Source organism: Sulfurimonas sp., from assembly GCF_041583195.1.
Taxonomy (GTDB): Bacteria; Campylobacterota; Campylobacteria; order Campylobacterales; family Sulfurimonadaceae; genus Sulfurimonas.
The window spans coordinates 280,174-301,141 of sequence record NZ_JBFHGL010000003.1; the positions used below are offsets into that span (position 1 = coordinate 280,174).

The 20,968-nt window shown below is 30.7% G+C and carries 13 protein-coding genes and 2 tRNA genes; 2 read left to right on the forward strand and 13 right to left on the reverse strand.

What is annotated here, in order from left to right; all coding sequences use genetic code 11:
• Positions 1–27: 27 nt before the first annotated feature.
• Both ABZA65_RS04785 and ABZA65_RS04790 read right to left on the reverse strand, forming a co-directional pair.
• Positions 28–453 carry a response regulator gene (locus tag ABZA65_RS04785; protein WP_373071156.1) on the reverse strand — a complete coding sequence of 142 codons (426 nt, stop codon included), beginning with the start codon at positions 451–453 and terminating at the stop codon, positions 28–30.
• Positions 434–4,171, reverse strand: coding sequence for a PAS domain S-box protein (locus ABZA65_RS04790; RefSeq protein WP_373071158.1), 3,738 nt, complete (start codon positions 4,169–4,171; stop codon positions 434–436). The genes ABZA65_RS04785 and ABZA65_RS04790 overlap by 20 nt, the downstream gene beginning before the upstream one ends.
• Before the next feature lie 218 nt (positions 4,172–4,389).
• Here ABZA65_RS04790 and ABZA65_RS04795 point away from each other — a divergent pair.
• Positions 4,390–4,466, forward strand: a tRNA-Met gene (locus tag ABZA65_RS04795).
• Between the two features lie 29 nt (positions 4,467–4,495).
• Positions 4,496–4,570: transfer RNA gene (locus tag ABZA65_RS04800), tRNA-Gln, on the forward strand.
• A 34-nt stretch (positions 4,571–4,604) separates the two neighbouring features.
• On the opposite strand, the gene dgt is transcribed toward ABZA65_RS04800, so the two are convergent.
• The 11 genes from dgt to ABZA65_RS04855 form a co-directional block, all read right to left on the reverse strand.
• On the reverse strand, positions 4,605–6,047 hold the full coding sequence (dgt, locus tag ABZA65_RS04805; protein WP_373071160.1) for a dGTPase: 1,443 nt from the start codon (positions 6,045–6,047) through the stop codon (positions 4,605–4,607).
• Positions 6,048–7,118, reverse strand: a complete 1,071-nt coding sequence (locus tag ABZA65_RS04810; protein WP_373071162.1) for a hypothetical protein — start codon at positions 7,116–7,118, stop codon at positions 6,048–6,050.
• Positions 7,119–7,121: 3 nt separating this feature from the next.
• A complete protein-coding gene (locus ABZA65_RS04815) occupies positions 7,122–8,594 on the reverse strand; it encodes a DUF2779 domain-containing protein (protein WP_373071164.1) in 1,473 nt (490 codons plus the stop codon).
• A 9-nt stretch (positions 8,595–8,603) separates the two neighbouring features.
• A complete protein-coding gene (locus tag ABZA65_RS04820; RefSeq protein WP_373071166.1) occupies positions 8,604–8,822 on the reverse strand; it encodes a hypothetical protein in 219 nt (72 codons plus the stop codon).
• An 11-nt stretch (positions 8,823–8,833) separates the two neighbouring features.
• Positions 8,834–9,091, reverse strand: a complete 258-nt coding sequence (locus tag ABZA65_RS04825) for a hypothetical protein (RefSeq protein WP_373071168.1) — start codon at positions 9,089–9,091, stop codon at positions 8,834–8,836.
• 168 nt (positions 9,092–9,259) lie between these two features.
• Positions 9,260–10,654 (reverse strand): AAA family ATPase, encoded by a 1,395-nt coding sequence (locus ABZA65_RS04830; RefSeq protein WP_373071170.1) that lies wholly within the window; start codon positions 10,652–10,654, stop codon positions 9,260–9,262.
• A gap of 19 nt (positions 10,655–10,673) precedes the next feature.
• Positions 10,674–10,916: a hypothetical protein gene (locus tag ABZA65_RS04835; protein ID WP_373071172.1), complete on the reverse strand. Its 243-nt coding sequence runs from the start codon at positions 10,914–10,916 to the stop codon at positions 10,674–10,676.
• A 318-nt stretch (positions 10,917–11,234) separates the two neighbouring features.
• Complete coding sequence (locus ABZA65_RS04840) at positions 11,235–12,548, reverse strand: HlyD family type I secretion periplasmic adaptor subunit (RefSeq protein WP_373071174.1); 1,314 nt, start codon at positions 12,546–12,548, stop codon at positions 11,235–11,237.
• Between the two features lie 2 nt (positions 12,549–12,550).
• Complete coding sequence (locus tag ABZA65_RS04845; RefSeq protein WP_373071176.1) at positions 12,551–14,650, reverse strand: peptidase domain-containing ABC transporter; 2,100 nt, start codon at positions 14,648–14,650, stop codon at positions 12,551–12,553.
• A gap of 18 nt (positions 14,651–14,668) precedes the next feature.
• Positions 14,669–15,958, reverse strand: a complete 1,290-nt coding sequence (locus ABZA65_RS04850) for a TolC family protein (protein WP_373071178.1) — start codon at positions 15,956–15,958, stop codon at positions 14,669–14,671.
• Between the two features lie 36 nt (positions 15,959–15,994).
• The coding region (locus ABZA65_RS04855; RefSeq protein WP_373071180.1) for an Ig-like domain-containing protein at positions 15,995–20,968 on the reverse strand (4,974 nt) is incomplete at its 5' end.

Here is a 20,968-nt window from a genome sequence, read left to right on the forward strand (position 1 = left end):
TTAAAAAGAGTTCAAACACAAAATTCGTTAACTTATTTTTTCAATAGAAGTATTTAAAACATCTACCAATTCGTTTAATTTTACAGGTTTATAAATATAGCTACTTATACCTAATTCTGCAGCTTTATCTAAATATTGTTCTTCATTATATGCAGAAGATATAATTATTTCCTGGTCATCATTATCTTTAAGAATATTCTTTATTAACGTAAAACCATCCATATTAGGCATTAAAATATCTGTTACAACTATATCGTATTTTTTTTGTTTATATCTATCTAAACCTTCTTTTCCATCTTTGGCTACATCTACAGTTGGAAAAATTTTTTTAAATAAGTTAGATGTTTTCTCACGTAACGTATCTTCATCTTCTACATAAAGAACTGATAAGCCATCAGCCTTCTCTTTTAATTCTTTTATATTTTCAGATATATTATTTTTCATCATCGTCATTTTTACCATCCTCTTCAATTAACAAACTTATTTTAAAACAAGTACCTTCTCCAATATTTGAGACATCTATAATTCCTTTTAGATGTTCTTCAATAATCATCTTACTCATATAGAGTCCCAAACCTGTTCCTGTTTTTTCATCTTTTGTAGAAAAGTATGGATCAAATATTTTTGGCAATATTTCATCGTATATACCACCTCCATTATCACTAACTTCTATATTTACATACTTATCGTCTTCATATACATGTATAGCTATCCAAGCATCTTCTTTTTTATTCAATAAAATTGCATCTTTAGCATTAGTAATCATATTTACAAAAACCTGCATAAGCTCTCTAGGATATGCATTTACTTTTTTATCTGTTTCAAATAATGTTATAAGTTCTATATTATTATTTTTAATACTATCTTGAACTATTGACAAAGTCTGCTTAACAATATCTTTAATGTTAACTATTGAAGCATCCCTGTCAGGTTTAAAAAAGTTTCTAAAATCATCTATAGTTTTTGAAAGGTGTTGTGTTTGTTCTATAATACTATTTGCATACTTTTCTGATTCTTCAGTGTCAAATTCATCTATCGCAATATCTAAGAGCATATTGTTTGCGTCCATTGAAATTGCAGCTATCGGCTGTCTCCATTGATGGGCTATCATCCCTATCATCTCTCCCATAGCGGCATTACGTGATTGATTCAAGAGCATATCATCTTTTTTCTTTAACTCTGTAATATCAGTAGCTGAAGTTATTAATGTACTTTTATTATTAACAATCCCAAGTGGTGCCGAACTAAACTGCCATATAACAAAGTCACCATTTTTTGTTTTTATAGAATGTTCTTTTCCATCATCAAATTTTTCTTTAATTTTATATAAACTCTTTATATATTGCTTCATTGATGTTTTTGTAATCTTTTCATCATTTAAATCTTCATGATATACTTTGTCAACCAAATCATCAATTGTTGATAGTTCATTAAAAGTATATCCTGTCACATCAACCCATGCTTTATTTACTCTTAGTATCTGACCTGCTTCATTATGAATGATCATAGGATTTGGAGCCTGACTAATAATTGTTTCAAGCTCATTTTTTTTCTGGTTAAGTTCCACCAACGTAGATTTTTTTTCTGTAATATCCTGTGTAGTACCTACAAGTTTAACTATTTTATTATTTTCCTGTTCGACTATCCAACGATGTTCTAAAAATATCAATTTACCATCATTCTTTCTATAGATCCTATTATGTAAAATATTTGTATCGCTAGATTTAAATGATTGTTCAAACATTTGTTTTGATTTTTCAAGGTCATCTTTATGAACAAAACCAAATAACATATCATTGTCAAATTTCATATCAATATCAGACACACCGTATATGTTATACAGTTCATCACTGTAAGTTAAACTCTTAGTATTTATATTATATTCCCAACTTGCTATTTTTGCAATTGACTGGGCTTCTTTGAGTCCTTTATACAACTTATGTTCTCTTGTAAAATCGGATGAATTACCTACTAAACCAATAATATTTTTATCAGAGTCAAGTAAAGGTGATTTTGCGGTTTTTAGATAAACCTTGTCTCCGTTTGGATAAGTAACCCATTCGAAATTAGATACAGGTTTCTTATGAGCAAACATATTTATATCATTATCGCGAAAAATCTGTGCAGTCTCATTGTCAAAAAGTTCAAAATCATCATGACCGATGACATCTTCTTTTGATTTTCCGGCTAATTTTAAAAATGTATCATTACATGTGATATATTTAAACTCTTTATCTTTCACAAATATAATATTATCTATACTGTTTATAATATTGTCATATAGGTTTTTAAGATACAAGATTGTGTCTTCAGCCTCTTTTTGAATAGATATATCTTGAATACTTCCTAATACCCTTTCAGCTCTTTTATCATCATTGAAAATAACTTTACCGCGTGCCTCTATCCAAACATAATACTTATCTTTATGTTTCACTCTGTGTATATTATGATAAAAGTTTATCTTTCCATCTTTTAGGTCTTTCATATCTGAAAAAACTTGCTCTTTATCATCAGGGTGTATACGATTTATCCATGATTCAAGTTTATTTTCAATCTCATCATCTCTATAGCCTATCAAGTTCTTAGTTCTAGGTGAAAAGTAGATCTCATCAGTTATTAAATTCCAATCCCATATACCATCATACGTTGCTTCGAGTACTAACTCTAACCTTTTTTGAATTAGATCTCTTTCCTTTTCAAATCTCAAACTATCTGTAATATCGAAAATTATAGAATAAAGGAGTGTCTTTCCATCAACATTAATAGGTCCGCTATATACCTTTACATTTCTAATATCACCACTTCTTAATTTATGTTCACAATAGAATTCATCATACTTCTCACTTTTTAAAGCTTCCATTCTGGATAAAATATCTTCTTTTGGTAATGTACAGATATTAGTAAGACTCATATTTATAAATTCATCATAACTATATCCATAATAATTACAAGCTTTATCATTAGCATCTACTATTTTAATTTTCACAGGATCTATAATCAATTCAACTGTCTTATTACCTTGAAAAAGCATATGATAACGCTGTTCATTTTGTTCAAGTTTAGTTACTAAGTTTATTGATCTAATTGCATAAGCAATATCACTTGCAAGTTCCTCTAAAATAAGCCGTTCATCATGTTCAATATCTTGTTCTTTAAAACAAACATTGATAAAACCATAAAGTTCATCTTCATACTTTATTTTGATCTTAAATATATTGTCTTTTTGAAAAAACAAACCCTTAGTCTTGGAAATTTTTTCTATATCAACAGGTTTCCAATCTAAGTTTAACTTATCTTGAAAGTCACTAAAACATCTAGACTCCCCTCCACCGATAACATTTGTAATTTTATAATTACTATCCAAAACAACTATCCATAAACAATCATATATGTTACTGGACTTTAATATGTTATAACTGTTTGTCAGTAGTTCATGAGGATCATTTTCTCGAATTATTGACTGGTTAATCTCACGTACAACATTTAAAACATTTTCTAAATGGTTATTTTTCTTTATATTTTTTAGAGTTTTGTCTATTGTATAAAAAAGTATAAAAATCAGTGTAATAAAAAATAATGTATTAACTAATGTAGTTAACTCTTTTAAATCTTGAGTTTCTGATATGGAGCTATTTTTAAACTCTAATGCTTTAGATTGTGAAAATTTATATATATGGTCAATAGTTTGTTCCATTTCTAAAATATGTTTAGTACAACTACTGTTTATAACCTTTACTGCTTCAGCTCTTTTTCCTTCTTCTATAAGTTTAATAATCTTATTGTGTATAGGTTTCCAAGTTTTAAAAAGTATCATTATTTGTTCATCAAATTTTTCATCAGTATCATCAAGGATATTATTTTTTATAACTAATAAATTTTTATAAATTTCATTCTCATGTAGTTCTATATTTTTTGATAATACAGATAATTGTTCTTTCGATTTAGAAAGAACAATATCTTTTACGTCTCCGTGAATTTGATAAATTTTCTGTTTGATTATTAAAGCAGCATTTGATACTTTTAACGGGTGATTATAAAGATGGAGTGTGTTATGTTGGATTTTTTTAACTCCATTGTAGTTAAATAATTCAACAGATATTGATAAAAATGCAAGAAGTAAAAAATATACTACTATAAAATATATTTCTCTCTTGTGTTGTTTTGTTTTCATTATTTTAAACTTATCTTATAAATAATTATTTTAATCCATTCTACAATATTTTTTTATAATAGAACTTATGATTTTTTATTAATTATTTTTAAGATTAAATATATGTATATTTTTAAAAAACTAAATTTTAAAATTTTTATAACAAACACTTGACAATGAAAAAAATTTTGTCTATAATTTCGCCCACAAACAAAGCATACAAGCTTTATTTGACGTGTCGCGGAATAGAGCAGTTCGGTAGCTCGTCGGGCTCATAACCCGAAGGTCACAGGTTCAAATCCTGTTTCCGCAACCAATTTTACAAACTACATTTTAAAAACATATTGGGGTATCGCCAAGCGGTAAGGCCTCGGTTTTTGGTACCGATATTCGGGGGTTCGAATCCCTCTACCCCATCCACCTTTTTAATCAATATTTTTTTTACTACAAATAATTACATTGCAGATAAATTTTGATACTCTTTTAAAGCAAAATCATCTGTCATTCCACTTATATAGTCGGTAATTAACCTGACTCTATAGTACCATTCAAGCAATGTATAATTCTCTTTATCATCCTTATTTAATTTCTGTACATCATTCTGATATGCCACAATCTGTTTAGATGACAACCTTTTTATTAACCTTATAGAGACAAAACAATCAATTCTCTTATCTTCGAGTAACTTAGAAAAATCATCTGAACTTAATTCCAATAATGGTTTATATATGTTTAATAAACCATTTACTATTGAATACCCTTGAAGTTCAAGCTCTTGTACATCTTTGTTTTGATATATATGCTTTAGAGATATTTTTTCAAGTATTCTTATTGCTTTAAAATATTTACTTTCCTCATTATGGTCCAAAAGTGCAGAATTAAATTCACCATTAAAAATACTTTCATGATTATCCATATATATCTCTACAACGTGATACACTAAAGCAGTAACCAACTGTGCTCTAAAAAGTGTAAAAAACATATTAAACTGATAAGGTTCTTCATTCTGTTTAGCTTTTTTATACTTGTCTTCTATTAGCTCTAAAAGATAATTTTCATTCTCTTTTTCACACTCACTTTTAATTAGATTATATACTTCATCTAAGCTAAGAATCCCCTTTTCAACAGAATCTTCCAAGTCAGCTGTAAGATAAGATATGTCATCAGCAGCTTCCATAATATATGTTATTGGAAACCTATGCCCTTGTTTAATATTTAGAGTCTCTTGAATTTTTTCAATAAACTCTTTTTCACTATAGTAAAACCCCGGCTTTTTACATAAATAATCTAAAGAGCTTCCTTTTTCTGGTTTTGTTTCATACGCACCTCTTGTATATTTAAGTACAGCTAATATTTGTGTGTAAGAGAGGTTTAATCGTTGCAATTTAGTTATAACTCTAATAGCTTGTGCATTACCATCATAGTTGCAAATATCTCTTTTTAAAAGCTCTTTTAGATCTTCTGCTTCATCTGAAGAAGTTTCAAACTTACCTAAGATGGGAAGTGCATGATTTTCCATCCACTTGTTAATGGTTTGCTCCGCGAAATGTCCAAATGGAGGGTTACCTATATCATGCAGAAGACTTGTCATCTCTGCTGTTGATATAAATGCATTTTCAAGTTCTTCTAAATGATACTTTTTTAAACCATCCTCTTCTAATTTTGAAAGTATAGTTTTAGCTATAAACCTCGCTGTTTGCCCTACTTCCAGTGAGTGAGTTAACCTTGTACGAATAGATGCATTTAGCTCAAGTGCAAATACCTGTGTTCTTTTTTGTAGTCTTCTAAAAGCAGGTGCTGAGAGTATTCTTCCTCTGTCACTTTCAATAGACATATTGATATCTTTTGATGGATAAAATTCCCTGTCTAATGTGATTTTTTTACTATAATCAATCAATTAGTTTTCCTTTCTAACATACTCCATATCTTGTCTGTTCCAAGCAATTACCTGTAGCTTTTTTCTATATGTTGTTATAGAGTGATCACTTGGTATTTTGCTCCATGGAACTTGTTTGTTTATGAATGATCGTAGTCTTCTTAATATAGTCACATTATTCAAGAGTTTAACACTATTGAAATCTCCATCTTGTATATTAGTTAAATAACGCATATCACCTGCATGATGATACCCTGCAAATCTTGATAAAAATTTCTCAATAGGTTTTAAAATAGGAAAGAACTTTAATATAAACGTAATAGTTTTTATAATTACACCGCTTGGTGGGACCATAGTAACAGGATCAGCAGAGTTTACAAGTCTATAAACAGGTGTTTTTATTCCCATAATCCACCCTTCATCACCTACCCTTGGTGAACCAAATGTATAACAACCTGCAATACCAAACTTGAATGTCAGTTTTTTAGTTGCAACAGTCGCTAACGCTCCACCAAGACTATGACCCGCTATGAAAAGTGGTTTATCAGTTTCTAAAGAATCTAAAGTTTCTTGTATATCTAACTGAACTAAATCAAATGCTTCATCAAAACCTGAATGTATCATTCCACCAGTTTCACATTTTTTTGTCGTAGCTTTAATATCTGACTTTATATCTTTGATACTTGTCGGTTCAGTTCCTCTAAAAGCCAATACGTAAAATTTTTCGCTTGAAACTATCATAGCCTGTGTACCGTCAACATCAAAAGTCTTTTCAATTTTCATGTTTAAAATCTCTAAGTCTGCTTTTAATTTAGCTTTTTCCTCTTCGCTATCATATGCAAGCATATCAATTAGTTTATTTAAAGAACTCATCTTTTGTTCATCAATAAGTTTAGACACATTTTTAATAAGTTTTGCTTTCTTGCCATTTAAAATAGGTTCATTAAACTTCAAGTAAACCAGTTCAGATAGACATGCCATCAACCAAGCTGTACGATCACTATATGCTTGTCTATATGTAGGAAACTGCTTATCTAATAAACTCTTAGTATTATCTAATTCCTCTTGTGATTTAACTATTACATTTTTCATAACTCATTCCCTCAACTTTCTCAAAATTTTTACCATTGCCAAAGTGTCTAACTTACAATACTCTAACAACGAAGTTCTCATCTTTTGTTTATCTTCATGATCTAACTTACTAAGCTTTGCAAAAGCATTCATAGCCTGAGAACCATTTTGTACACCGTCTAGTTCTTTATACGCCTGTGCAAACTCTGGGACAAGTGCCGGCAATACATACTTTATAGAATAACTTCCTCGCATAGCAGGTGTTACATACCACTTCTTTTGAAACGGAACCATAAGATCTTGCATATTTTCATTTATAGCTAAAAGATGCTCACTTAGATCAGAAAAGCTATTTGCCAGTCTGTTTATAACACCTTGTTCAAAACTCATGTTATATGCCAGTACCGTTACATCATTTGGTATATCTTCACAAAGTCTTGTAGCTAACTCATATCTACTATCAACACTATCTTGAGATAAATACTCTTTATGTTCTAGTGTCCCATCTTCGTGTTCTATATGGATAGAGTACTGAAAAGGTATTTGTTCAAATGGTTTTATACCTTTAAACTCAGGTATAGCTTGCTGATATGTCTCAAAGTCTAAATGGTAGATTGGATAAGTAAAGTTTTGTAAAAAAGAGGTGATATTTTCTTTGTCTATAAAAGTTTTTTTCGACTTATAGTTTTGTACAGCTTGTTTTTGATTTGCAGTCATAGCAAAGTCTGAAGGTACATCAGCTATATCTACGATCCCTTGTTCGTAAAGTTCTACTTGTTTTTTACTTCCTAGGTTAAAAATGTTAAAGATCGAATACTCAGGAATACGTCTTTGTATAGTCCAACAATACTCTTTCGCATCACATTCATAAGGTTTGTTACAATGTTTTCCTATGTCTATGTTTGGTTCATTATCTGTGTCATTCAAGTAAGATTCAAACTCTTCTAAAATGTTTGGAATGTTTGCTTGTAACTCTACCACTTCACTTGTTACGTCTACTACCTTAAATAGTTCGTTTATATCTAACTCATCACCTCTGACATACTCATTGTTTATGTGTACTACATTTGCACTTTTTATATTAAAGCCTAAGTTCTTAAGTACATAGTACTGAATAGACACATCGTGTAGATAAATATCTTTTACCTCCGTAGAGCTTTTAACTTCGTAGATATTTACACCATCTTGATTAATATGTAAAATATCTACCATAATAAGTATGCCGTCAAAGTTAAATGTAGCTTCGTAAATGTTTGAGAGTCCTACTTTTAACCACTGTCTAGTAGTAGCGATCATCTCATCATAATCTCTTGTAAAAGGTACTTCTTTACCATCTGGAAATAGCTCACAAGCTAAGTCTCCGACAACATTACCTGTTTCAAATACAGCCTTAGCTGCTTCATCTGGTGGAGTTAGCACTTCTGACTTGTACTTTTTAAGCCAAAGTGCTTTTGGACATTGGATTCCACGAGTGTAGAGGGATTTAGAGAGGTTCATATTAATATATCATCTAACATATTTATATTTAACATTTAAGTTAATGAAACTATTTAAACCATCTCCAGTCTTAGCAAGTTTTTTCATATGTTCTATATTGTCTTTACCTGCACTTTGATATGAATATACATACACAGAACCGCCTTTAAATTTAACACTTATTCTATCTGAACTTATTTCATAAGCCTCAATACCCGAGTCATTATCTATATCTAAATATTTTGTCATATTTTTTCCTTTTAGTTAATTATTTCATTAATTTTTTCAAACAAACTTTGAATTGGTTGTATATTTTCTATTTTATCTTTTGATAACTTCTTTGCTAACTCTAAAGATATTTCAGGTTTACCAATTCTACGTTTACACTCTCTACTTAGCATTTGTTTCAAATCATCTGAAAACTTATCTGCACTTCGTAACTGACCAAAATCACTTTCTAGCCACTCTGTGTTATCATCCTTGATAAATTTTTCATTACATAAGTTTTTGTATGTCAAATCACAAAAGACATCTTCAAATTCTTTAATACCGATAAAAAAGCAGTTTTCATTTAAAAAACTTTCATCAAATCCAATATCTTCTAATTTTTCCTTAGTAACTCTGCTATTAGAGTCTTGATATTGTGTATCTGAATCTAAGAATAATACTGTTGAACCCTTTTTATTTTATTTTAAAAATTTAAGCGCATTTGACCACTGTCCATTTGTTTGTAAATTAATTAAAACAACACCACTTTCAACTAAGCTTCTATCATAACACGTCTTGTACATAACAGGTAAAGCATTTTCTTCACCTTCACCTTCAACTAATAGAAAACACTTTTCATAAAAAATATTAGTATTCTTTAATCCACTTATTTGAGATACATCATTTAAAAAATCTAAAATATCTTCATCATCATCTGTATCTAAAAAATTCACTGTTGATTTATCATTCTCTTTCACTATATGATTAATTGTTCTTGCTGGTGCTCTATCGATCATTGTTAATGCATGTGTACAAATAATTGATTGTACATTTGATTCATCATCCTCCGCTAACCTTTGAATCATATAGAACATTTCTCTTTGAGCATTATAGTGCAAATATGCATCTGGCTCATCATAACCCCTTATAATATTTCTATTCTGTGTTGATGCTAAGCTTACTTCAGAATCCCATTCTAATATAGATAAAAATATCTTTTTTTTAGAACCTTCTCCTAACTGTTCAATATTTCTACTTTCATTTTCATCATTTTTAATTATTAATCCTGAAAAGTTCAATCCTCTTGCAAAATCAATATCATAATCACCACTCACACTTTGAATTTCAGGCTTATATTTCTGAATATGTGTTAAAAGTTGTGTTTCTAATTTTTGATTTAAAGACTCTTTAACATCACTATGTAAAGTACTAAAGTCTTCTTTCAGTTTATATGTACCATCTTCTTCTTGTTCATAAAATGCCTCTCTATATACTAAGTCCAAAGTTTTTCTTATTGAAGAGGTGGGATTTCCATAATCACTTGAAGAGTATCTTTGAAATATTGGAAAATACGCACTAACTTGGTTCCAATTAATTTCTATAAAATCATCAGTTGTAGGTAGATTTGATGTATTAATATAATTCTCTATTGATTCTTTTCTCAAACTTTGATTGCGCTCAGGTGGGATGTCAAGTCGTTCTAACAAAGCTATTAAACTAGATGCGTTCATATTTCCATAAGAATTTAATTCTTCATCCTGAAATTTTTTTCCTAATATTTGAAGTACTGTTGCAGCATCACGTTGATATTTTTTTATAATAGTTAATTTGTTATCAATAATATATTGAGATAGTTCTTCAATTTCTGTATTCATAGAGAATATCATTTTAATTATAATAGTATTAGAACTTTCTCTAAAATCTTCATTTTTAGGATAATTATTATTTAATACTAAATCTAATGCATCATATATTGTAGATTTACCTGCATCATTCTCACCAATAAAAACTGTTAAATTGTGAAAAGGAATTTTGCCAGAATCTTCATAACATTTAAAATTTTCTAAATATACACTATCTAGTTTTAATCCCATTTAATAACCTTATTAGCTTTTATATTTTTTCGAAAAAGTCTTCAAACCAATTCTGTTTTTTTAAAGATACAGATTTTGTAATTGCATCTTTAAAAGAACTTTTGCCATCATAAAACTCAATTATGTAAGTAATTTCAGTACTTCCTACATTTTTACTTTTAAAATCAAATACAAAGTTTTTTAAATCTTCTCCATAATTAAAAAACTTGTTATTAAAGTCTACTAAATGACTACCTCTAACTTTATATTCACCTAAAACCATCTCTTACTCCTTTTATATCAAATTCAACATACTTATTCCATTATCTTTAGGCTAAAACCTTCACCTGTAATAGAGTTTTTCCTTTTATGCTTCCATATCGGATATTACACATACTATTTTCCAGAAGTTTTGAAGTTAATGTAATACATTGCTTGTAGCTATTAAATTGTGATTAGCTGGTTTAAAAGTAGATGTATGTAAATTTATCATTAAGTGATTCTATCATAAAAATATCTATTAACAATAAAAAATATATTTCTAACAAAATAAAAAATAGTTATATTCTATTTTTACTCATATAAAAGAATTATTTATATCTTATCTCACACTCATTCCCTCATCCAAGTACTTTATAAGTGGGTATATAAAAAATTCTATTACACGTCTTTTTCCAACTTTAAGTTCTGACGTTACGCTCATTCCTGAGTTTAAAAACACTTTTTCCCCATCTACTATTAAAAAGTCTTTTTTTGGCTCCAAATATATTTCATAAACAGCTCCTAACTTCTCATCTTCTATAGCATCATCGGCAATATGTGTAACAGTAGCCGAGATCAGTCCATACTTTTGAAAACTAAAAGTATCAACTTTAACAGCTGACTCCATACCTTCTTTTATAAAGCCTATATCTTGGTTTAAAACAGTTGCTTTAATTACATACGGTACATTCTTAGGGATAATAGATATTATTTTTTCAGCAGGCGTTACTATTCCACCGACAGTGTGAACCATTAACTTTCCAACGTATCCATCAACAGGTGAGGTTAACTTTTGCTTCTCATTTTTAAATTTAATAGACTTTATGTCTACTTTTAAAAGTGTTGCTTCTTTTCTTTTTTGAGTAAGTTCTTCTAACAGCTTATTCTTATATTCTTGTTTTACAAGCAGTTCTTGTTCACTAAATTCATTAAGTTTTTCTTGCAGTTGAACTATTTCATGTTCCTTCATTCGTACTTGTTCTTCATACTCTACCACCTCTTTATGTGCTGTATCGTACTCGCTACGGGCGATTATATCAATAACTTCCAATAGTCTAAGTTCATTTTCCCTTACATTATTTCTATGTTGTACCAACCTGTCTTTATCTACGTTAGCTGACTTCATTTGTTCTTGAACCTGAGAGATTTGTTTTTTTATAAGTTCAAGTTGTTGTTCATAAGATTGTTTAGTCGTGGTGTATATCAACTTTTGTGTCTCTAACACATCTGAATCTGTAAATTTATCTTGTACTATAAATTTTTTATTTTCAATCAAACATATTAAACGACTTATTTCTATTTCTAACAGTTCAAGATTTTTTTGCTTTGAATACAGATCTGTTTCTGTAACAGACGGATCAATTTCTACCAATACTTGTCCTTTAGAAACATAATCTCCCTCTTTAACGTGTAATTTACTGATCACTCCAGTCTCAATCGGTTGAATAACTTTTACTTCACCAAGAGGAATTATTTTACCCCTGGCACTTACAACAATATCTATCTTAGCAAGAAACAACCACAGACTGCCTAGTACCATAAAAGTTATTATTATCCACAATAGAGTACGTCCTAATGGATTTAAAGGCCTGTCTTCGATCTCTATAAGCAACGGTTTAAATTCATGTCTATCTTTAGTTTGAAATAATCCCATTTTTAATCCTGTTGTGTATAAAGCTTATGATAGTATCCCTTAAGCTTCATCAATTCGCCATGGGAACCTTTTTCAACAATGGTACCCTTGTCCATCACTAAAATAACATCACAATCTTTTACAGTAGTCAGCCTGTGGGCTACAACAAACATTGTCCTACCATCTTTTATAGTATTCATATTATTTTGAATAATTTTTTCAGATTCATAATCAAGTGCAGATGTAGCTTCGTCAAATATTAAAACTCTAGGGTTTATAATTAATGCTCTTGCAATAGCCACCCGTTGTCTCTGTCCACCAGAGAGTGCAGCTCCACGCTCACCAACTTGAGTATCATATCCTTCAGGAAGTTCAGAAATAAATTCATGCGCTCCTGCCATCTTAGATACGTGTATTATATGTTCCATTGGAGCATCAGGACGAGATAAAGCTATGTTGTCCTTAATTGTTCCACTAAACAGATAATTTTCCTGTAGTACTACCCCTATGTTATTTCTCAACCATTTTGGATTCATGTGTCTAATATCTACACTGTCAATATATATAGTCCCGCTATTTGGTACATAAAGCCTCTGAATTAGTTTTGTGATCGTACTTTTTCCACTTCCGCTTCTACCAACTAAACCAACACTCTGTCCTGCTTTAAATTCAGAACTGATACCATTAAGTACATTTGGCATATCGGGTGTATATGAAAAAGTTATATTGTCAAACTTTACACTTCCTTCTATTTTAGGAAGAGTTATGGCTTTATCATTTTTTTGCTCAGTTGGCGTATTTAAAATATCCCCTATTCTATCTACTGAAAGTAATGTTTGTTGAAATTCATTCCATAGATTTACCAAGCGAAGTACAGGTCCGCTAAACTGGTTTGCAAACATCTGAAAAGCTATAAGCTGTCCAACACTAAGTTTTCCTTCTAAAACAAGTGATACACCAACGTATAACATTGAGATTGTCATGAGTTTTTGAAGCATACCAGATAGTCCGCCTAGTACGTTAGAGAGATTACTCAAATGAAATCCTGAGTTAACGTACTTGGCTAAATAATCTTCCCACTTTTTCTGCATTGAGCCTTCTAGGGCTAAAGACTTAACTGTTTGAACACCGGTTACAGATTCAACCAAATACGCATTTGACTGCGCACCCATTTGAAACTTCTCTTCAAGACGTTTACGTAGCTGTGGGGTTATAAAAAAGTATATTAAACCAATTACACTTACAAATGCTAAAACCAACATGGTAAGCTTTACACTGTATAGTAACATCACTGCTACAAATACACCTGAAAAAAGTACATCTAAAATTACACTAATAGATTTGTTAGCTATAAATTCCCTGATCGTATCTAATTCTCTAACCCTGGCAATAATGTTTCCCACTTTTCTTTTTTCAAAATATGCTATTGGTAGAGCTAAAAGGTGATGAAAAAGTTTTGCGCCAAGCTTAGAATCTATCTTGGAAGTCGTATGAACAAAGATATAGTTTCTTATTAAATTAATTAAAAAATCAAAGATTGCAACTGCTACAAAAGCTATAGCTAAAACATCAAGTGTAGTCATAGAACGATGAACAAGCACTTTATCTAATATTACTTGAGTAAAAAGCGGTGTTACAAGTCCAAAAAGTTGTAAAATGAATGATGCTAATAAAACTTCACCAATAATTTTTTTATAGTTAAGCATCTGCGCATAAAACCATCCAAATCCAAACTTAACTTGATTAGAAAGCATTTTATGTTTTAATACAATACTTTTACCAGAAGACACCTCTTCATACATCTCATAACTCATAACGTATGGTTCTTTAGATGAAATATCAAATACTAATAGTTCTTTTTTCTCACTATTTACTTGTATGATACTCATATATGTACCGTCATGCTTTAATACAATTATAGGTAGAGGATAATTTTTTACAAGCTTTTCAATAGATATTTTTTTTATTGAACTTCTAAAACCTTGGTGTTTGGCTATCCTTGCCAACTCCTCTATAGATGGTTCATCTTCACTAAGTGCATATTCTTTTACAATACTGCGGCTATCTATCTGGATCCTATTTAGCTTTCCTGCTATTTCTAGTGCTACTAATGCTGACTGCATATTTGTATCCACATCATTTTATAAGTCTTTGTATATATTTTCATTTAGTATTTCCAGTTCTTTTTGTTTACTCCACTTTGATATTAAGCTCTGTTTTAATTGTAAAATTTTTTGAAGCTTTTCAACTCTATCTTCAAATTCACTGATTTTATCAATCTTTTTTATATCTCTGAGCCGCTGATTCATCTTTAGCTTTTCTTCTTGAATATTTAAGTTATCTTGATAGTTTTGTATATCATTTTGCAAAGACAATATTTTTTGTATATTTAAATATTGAACCTTTTCAAATTCCCTCTTTTCCTCCAGTTCTTGCAACCTAAGCTCTTCAAGTTCAGCTTTAACTCTTGCTTGTTTAGAGACTGTTTGAAAACCGTTAAACAGCACCCAGTTAACTGAGATACCAACTACGTAATTTCGTTTTTTCAAATCTTCTAGTGCACAATTTGCAGAACATTCAGCTGCTCCATACCAATTGTGTTTTCCAAATAAACTAACACTAGGATAAAATTCACTATTAACTTGTTCTAATTCCTTAGCTTTTTTTTGTTTTTGAAAGCTTATTTCTTTATAACCTATACTTTCTTCATAACCAATAACTTGTTGTGTCGGTAATGAAAAAAAAGTAAACTCTGTATTTTTTTTGTAGTTACTCCCTGTATATAAGTTAACTTGGTATATACAATCTTCTAATATAGACCTATTTTCCTCAATTTTAGTAGAGAGTTCAACAATACGAATAGCTTCTGAAGCTAATGAAACTTTATCAATTTTTCCTGCATTGTTAAGACGCTTTTTTGCAAGATATATCTTTTCATAATTTTTTTTGATCTCTAAATTTAGTTCAATGTCTCTTTGAATATTTAATATCTTAGAGTATAAATCAAGAAGTTCCAATTTCAATTTTTGCACCTCTTTATAATACTCAACGTTTACAGACTTTTTATCCAACTCTGCCATGTCTAATTGGCTTCCTCTAGCTCCAAAGTCATATAAAAGATAATTTGCTTTCAGAGAAACAGAACTTTCATATTGTGTTTGACTGCTAAGAATTGTATCTCCAATGTTTGATATATCATCGGCACCGTCTTCATATCCTTTTGTATACTGAAAATTAAACCCCATAGACAGCGTTGGGTAATATGATGAACTAACCTCTTCTTCTTTTGCTTCGTAAACTGTTTTTTTAGTTTTTATAATTTTCAATTTATAACTATGTTCAATAGCCTGTTCTATTATCGATTCTAATGAAGTAGTTTGTCCTTCAATAGCTGTGATAATAAAAAAAACTATTACATAGATACGTATCATTGTTGACTAACTTTATAAGTTATAAAAAACAATACGCTAAACATTCCAGGCACCGTTTACAATCTGCATCAATTCAGTGTTTTTTCTGATGTCTTGATTATCTATATTATGCATACCGTTTTCATCCCCATATGCATTTATTTGTTGAATTACCAGTTCTATATCATCGTTTGACATATAGTTTCCGTCAGACAACTCTATCTGTTCGATCTGTTTGTAACTTCTGTCTTGATCATTAACTTTTATAAAATCATTTTCACCGTACTGAATCAACAGATCTCCACGATCCATAATAAAGCTAATATCATCTTTGCTAACATCTTTACCAAACACTATGGTATCTGTATCATCACTACCTCTTTTAGAGTAATCACTTATAGTATCACTACCGTCACCTTTGTTAAAACTATATGTATCACTACCTATTCCACCGTATAGTTTATCATTACCTTCTCCACCGCTTAGGAAATCATCGCCGTCATTACCATATAACGTATCGTTTCCTGCAAACGCATATATTTTATCATCTAAACTATCTAACCCTACAAGCCTATCTCTTCCATTAGTTCCATCAAGAGTTATCATATCTTTCATCTCTTCTAATGAAAGAGTTGAACTATCTGCAAACTCAATACCCTCTATTTTATGGTTATCACCATCAAACCAACTTTCAACTTTTATAGAATCATTATCACTATATTTTATGATTAAGTCTTCATGTTCCCGTGTAAGTTTCAAATCATCTTTATTTATTCCATTGCCAAATGAGATTGTGTCATTACCGCCATCTTTCTCATTCCACCAGAAAAATGATGATTCGTCAGCATCATATATTGTATCGTTTGCATCGCCTATATTGAAATGGTAGGTATCATCTCCACTTCCACCATAAAGTGTATCGTTTTCAGTTCCACCTGATAGCCAGTCACTTTCACTACCTCCGGCAAGTGTATCACGACCTTCTCCACCACTTAGACTATCATTACCACTTCCACCTGATAGATAATCATAACCAGAGTCACCATATAGATTATCATTACCGTTATCTCCGTATATATAATCACTATTAGTTCCACCTACAAGCAGATCATCTCCATCTCTACCTTGTATGAAATCAGACCTATCATTACCAAAGATAATGTCGTTTCCTTCATTTCCTTTTATATAATCATTTGTACTGCTTCCACTAACAAGATTATCTTGTTCATCTGAAACTATAAAGCTGCTACACCACCATCTACCTGTAACATCGTTTATTACATCTCTTGATAAATTTATATCACCTTGGGCAGTATGTAGAGTTTCAACACCTGCATTTACATCAATAAAATAATTCTTTAGTGTAATTACACCGCCATCAGCTACAGAAATTTGTAAATCATCCATATCACGTTTAAAGATTAGTTCATCTTTATTTATGTTATCCATAGATAAAGTATCATTTCCGCTCGCTTCATCTATGATTAAATCTTCACCCTCATAGATATAGCCATCTACAGTGAAGTTTAAAGTTGAAGTAACAGTTCCTCCATTACCGTCATCTACTAATATAATAGCACTGTCATTACCGTTAAATGAACCATCTGCTTTATAGCTCCAGTTACCGTTTTCATCTACGCTTACAATTCCGTTTGCAGCTTGTGTTAATACAGAGTAGCTTAGTGTATCTCCGTCTATATCATCCGCTACTACTTTACCTTCTATACTACGGATATTTTGCAACAAGAAAGATTCATTATCTATTTGTACTGTAGGTGTATCATTAGTACCAATTACACTTACTATTAAGTTTTTCGTATCAGTTGCACCTTTATCATCTGTAACTGTTACAGGAATAATTATCTCTTGAACTTCACCTTTTGCTAAAGACTGATATGCATCATCTGCCGGATTAAAGCTGTACGTTCCATCCTCGTTTAGCGTGAACCCTGCTACTGCTTGTTCTATTGTATATGTATAAGTAGCTGTAGAATTATCATCTACATCTATTGATGTAATACTACCCGTAACTATAGAATCATCTTCGTTAATAGTTACTTCTGTAATATCTTCTATAATTGGTTTATCATTTGTACCTGTAATTTCAAATACTATATCAGTTGTCACTGAAGCGTTATGTTCATCTGAAACTGTAACAGGTATAGTCACTATCTGAGTGACACCGTTTTCTAAGTGTTGGTAAGCATCATCACTAGCATCAAAGCTGTAGCTTCCATCATCATTAAGTATAAAACCTGCTACTGTTGCTGCGCTATAACTTAATACTGCTCCCTCATCTACATCACTAGCATCGATTTGACCACTAATAATTGAGTCATCTTCTTTTAGAGTTGTTGTTTCTATACTTACTACTGTAGGTACATCATTAACTGCCTCTATATCAAATGCAAGTGTGCCCGTAGTACTTAATCCATACTCATTGGTCACTTTAATTACTACTTCGTCACTACCGTTGTAATCTTGATTTGGATTATATGTATATGCACCATTTTCATCTACACTAAATTCACCATTTGAGCTTGGTGTAATTATTTCGTATGTTAGAGCTCCACCAACCGGATTAATAACATTTAGATTATTTGTTGATATATTATCTTCTTGCAGATCATAAGATACCGTATCTATTGTAGGGTTTGAAACTTTAGCATCAAAGTTTAAAGTTTTAGTTACGACTCCACCATTACCATCATCAACTGTAATAACAGCTAAATCAGTTCCAATATATGTACCATCAACGTTGTACGTCCATATACCGTTTTCATCAACACTTAGAGTTCCATGTTCCGCTTGTGTTGAAACTGTGTATGAAAGAGTATCTCCATCTTCATCACTTGCCCCAACTTCTCCGCTTTGTTCTCTAATGTCTTGAAGAATTACATTTGATTCAGCTTCTATAACTATTGGGTCAATATTTGTGATTATCATCTCAAAATTCAGTGTTTTTGTAGTTGAGAGACCATTTCCATCATCTACAGTAACTACAGCACTATCTTCTCCACGATATTTATCATTAGATGTATAAGTCCAAATACCAAAGTCATTTATAACTATTTCACCATGCTCCGGTGACGTGGATATTGTATATTTTAAACTATCTCCATCAATATCACTGGCTAAGATTATTCCTGTTTGAGAACTTACATCAGTTAAAGTATATGACGACTCTTCAAACATAGTTGTAGGTGCATGATTAGTATTTTTCTCTATAAGTTCTGGAATACTATAACTTTCACCATTTGAAAACTCAAGATTCTCTATTTCAAATCCACTCTGATTATAATTTTTTATTGTTATGGAGTCTCTTTGTTCATCGGCTAAGTCAGAATCATATTCAAACGATAAGATCATATCATCACCGTTTACTTTAAATAGTACGTCTTTTCTGGATATTTCACTACCAAATATAATTGTGTCATTACCTGCAGAATCTATTATAGTATCTCTTCCATCACCTTTTTTATAGATATAGAAATCATCTCCACTCTCACCGATAAGAGTATCATCTCCTGTACCACCATTTATAGTATCATCACCCTTACCACCATTTAGTAAGTCATCACCTTCTAAACCTTTAAGATAATCATCACCATTTTTACCGGATAATAGTTCATCTCCTGTAGAACCATAAAGTACGTCGTTGTAATCAGCACCTGTTAATTCTCCATCTTCATCCAATACTCTTAAAGTAAGTTCACTATTTTCACGAGCAGAAACTAATTTGTCATATATAGCATCTCTATCAAATGTAGTTCCATCAGCCAACTCTACACTCTCTACAAGTCCACTGTCTTTAAACCAATCTTTTATACGAATTTGATCAGTTAACGTATTTAATGGTGTATCATCTTCTGAATGTTCACGAACACCTATTATAAGATCATCCGTACCTCTATCCCATTTCATTAGTACTTGTTCTGAAACAATTCCATTACCTAAGATCAATTTATCTGTACTTATACCGTTTAAGTTATTATCATCTATAAGATAATTACCATCACCTAAATTAAATCTATATATGTCATCATTACCCGATACACTATCGTTACTGTCATATTTAAACCATACATCCCTAACAATCCCTGTTGTAGATGCACTAGTGTCAAATACAGTTTCATTAGTTATTATATTTCCGTTTTCACTAAACTCTTCAAAGGTAATACCGTCTTCACGACTTAAATGAATAGCCGTTACTGTACTTAAAGAGATATTTAATAATTCATTTTTAGTGCTTTTTCCATCGCCATTTGTATCTCTCCAAAGAAGTAAATCACTAAATTTATCATCATTTTTATCTATAACATTGTCACCGTTAGAATCATACTGTGCAAGTGCAGCATAACCGTCAGAAGATAATGAGCCATCTGCTAATTTTGTAAAATCACCAAATAATTCTCCACCGTTTGTAATAGTTCCATCATTATTTAGATCCATAGCTAATATAGCATCATCAACTTCTGCCCAAGCAGTATGTTCTCTGTCACCATCAAAATCATAATCAAAATATGCATTTGAGTTTTCCAATGAAACTGATGTCGTATCATTATGATTTAAGTCTAATACTAATGGTGCTGTATACTCTCCATCAGTACCGGCATCTTTCCATGAAGATGTAAAAATACTCATAATTTCACTGTTATTTTTAATATTATCAGGATTAGAAATATCAATATTATTTTCATCTGCATAAATTAACAATTCCGTAGTTACTCTTTGAATATCAATATTTGTCAGGTACGAACCGTCATTTAACTCTATCTTTTCTATTGCGTTATTATCATTTGCTTGTGAATTTACAGTTACAATATCAGTATCACCATACTCAATTACTAAATTATTTCCATCCATATAGAAGATAACATCATCGTGTGTAATCCCATCACCGAACTTAAGTGTGTCATTACCTGCATTATAATAACTATAGTTGTTTTGATATCTCCCATAATCATATATTGTATCTTGTCCATCTCCACGATTAAAGATATATGTATCATCTCCTTGATATCCTCTTAG